This is a genomic window from Mycobacterium sp., from assembly GCF_050701675.1.
Taxonomy (GTDB): domain Bacteria; phylum Actinomycetota; class Actinomycetes; order Mycobacteriales; family Mycobacteriaceae; genus Mycobacterium.
Genome location: NZ_JBOGDD010001290.1, coordinates 1 through 2,239 on the forward strand (window position 1 = coordinate 1; position 2,239 = coordinate 2,239).

At 66.9% G+C, this 2,239-nt stretch carries 3 protein-coding genes; all 3 read left to right on the forward strand.

Going from position 1 to position 2,239, the window contains the following annotated elements:
* On the forward strand, nucleotides 1-355 hold a 355-nt coding region (locus ACRDUX_RS39775), incomplete at its 5' end, for a hypothetical protein (RefSeq protein WP_526422883.1).
* A gap of 1 nt (nucleotide 356) precedes the next feature.
* Nucleotides 357-1,829 (forward strand): sugar ABC transporter ATP-binding protein, encoded by a 1,473-nt coding sequence (locus ACRDUX_RS39780; RefSeq protein ID WP_526422885.1) that lies wholly within the window; start codon nucleotides 357-359, stop codon nucleotides 1,827-1,829.
* Nucleotides 1,826-2,239: ABC transporter permease subunit (locus ACRDUX_RS39785; RefSeq protein WP_526422887.1), on the forward strand; the 414-nt coding region annotated here is incomplete at its 3' end. The genes ACRDUX_RS39780 and ACRDUX_RS39785, both read left to right, overlap by 4 nt.

Sequence of the window (2,239 nt, forward strand, 5' to 3'; positions counted from 1 at the left end):
GCTCTACACCGTGCGGGTTGCCGAGCCCGCCATCGCCGGCGCCTACGCGATGCTCCGCAAGGACGACCCGCTGACCGCGATGGGTCTGGTGATCGCCGGCTATCACGGCGTGACCCCGCTGACCGACGACGAGTTGACCGTCGCCTACCCGCTGGCCGCTGCCCGCCTGGCGGTGCAGGCACTGACGTGGGGTCTACGCGGCCGGACCGATCCGACCGCATACGGCGCGATGCGGATGCAACACACCCTGCCGACCCTGCACCGCATCGTGCAGATCGACCCGCACACGGCGTCGGAGCACCTGCACGCCAGCTGCGGCCGCCGTAGCAACCCTCGACCGGAAACGAGAAGCTGAGATGGCACACGTCGAGATCGAGGGCATCAGTAAGAGATTCGGTGCGACCGCGGCGCTGTCGGATGTCTCGATGTCCGTGGAGGCCGGGAAGGTCCACGGCCTGCTCGGCGAGAACGGGGCTGGCAAGTCGACGTTGATGAAGGTGCTCTCGGGCATCGTCAAACCTGACAGCGGTCGGGTGACGATCGCCGGGCGGCCGCTGCAATCGGGCTCGCCGCGGGCGTCACGCGGCATCGGTCTGGCGATGGCGTATCAGGAACTCAGCGCCCCGCCGAATATCACGGTTGCCACCAAGTTGTGCCTACCCGATCTGCCCACCCGGTTCGGGATGGTGTCGCAGGGCAAGCTGGCCGACATCGCCGCCGCCCGGCTGCAGGACTGGGAGGCTGAGCACATCCAGCCGCAGGCACTGATCAGTGAGCTGAGCCTGGCGGCCCGTCAAGAAGTGGAAATCATTGCGGCGCTGTCTAGTTCACCGTTGCTGCTCGTCCTCGACGAGCCCACGGCGGCGCTGCCCGACCCGAATTGGCTGTTCCGCCAGATCAATCGGATCACCGATACCGGGGCGGCGGTCATCTACATCAGCCACAAGCTCACCGAGATCAAGGAGATCTGCGACACCGGCACGGTGCTGCGCAACGGCCGGACGGTGGCGGAATTCGCCAGGGGCGAGTTGTCCGAGGACGAACTCGTCGAGCAGATGATCGGCCGCTCGTTCAACCACGCCTTCCCGGCCAAACCGGGGGGCGGTGCGGTGGGCGAGGTGGTCCTCGATGTTCGGGACATCTCGGCCGGAGTCAAGCTCGACGGGGTGTCGCTTCAGGTGCGCGCCGGGGAGATCGTCGGCATTGCCGGGCTGGAGGGCCAAGGCCAACGCGATCTGTTCTACGCACTGGCCGGCGAACTGCGCACGCATGCCGGATCTGCGTCCGTCGCAGGAGGTTCCGGAAGCGTCGACTTCGCCCTGGTACCCGAAGAACGCAAGAGCGAGGCGCTGTTCCTCCAGATGCGCTCGGACTTCAACCTCACGTTGCCGCTGACGTCGCGGTTCTCCCGCGCGTCCGTGGTGTCCCGGCGGCGCCAGCGACGACTCGGTGAGGAGGTCGCCGGCGAGGTCAACCTCCCCGCGGCAATGCTGGCCCGGCGGATCGCCGACCTGTCCGGCGGCAACCAGCAGAAGGTGGTGTTCGGCCGGGCGATTGCGCAGGCACCGCGATGCCTGCTGCTGTTCGATCCGACCCGTGGCGTCGACGCTGCGACAAAGCTGGAGCTCTACAGGATGACCCGTGACTTTGCGGCCAAGGGCCACGCCGTCCTCGTCTACTCGACCGAGATCCCCGAACTGGTCGGGCTGTGCGACCGCGTGTGCGCACTGTACGGCGGGCAGATCGTGGCCGAGCACGCCGCCGACGAACTCACCGAGAACTCGGTGATGCGCAGCATCCTCGGGCGCAGCACGGAGGTCGCGCGATGAGCATCGTCGAAACCCTGACCCGGCGCAGCGTCGCGACGAACCGGGAGAGCCTCATCGCCGCGGCCGTCTTCGTCGTCTGCTATGGCGCAGTGTTGTTCGTGACGCCATTCGAGCGAAACGGCTACGCCTTCAACAATTTCGTGGTGTTGATGACACCGCTGGCCATCGCAACGGTGGGCACGACGCTGGTGCTCATCACCGGCGGCTTCGACTTGTCGGTGGCCGGAACCATCAGCTTGTCCAACGTCATCGCCGCCACCACGATGGCCGAACATCCCGGCGCGGTCTGGCTGATCGCCGTCGCCGTCATCGCCGTCGGATTGCTGGTCGGTCTGGTCAACGGACTACTGGTGGTGCGCGCCGGCCTGCAGTCGTTGGCGGTGACTCTGGGTACCTTCATCGTGCTGACC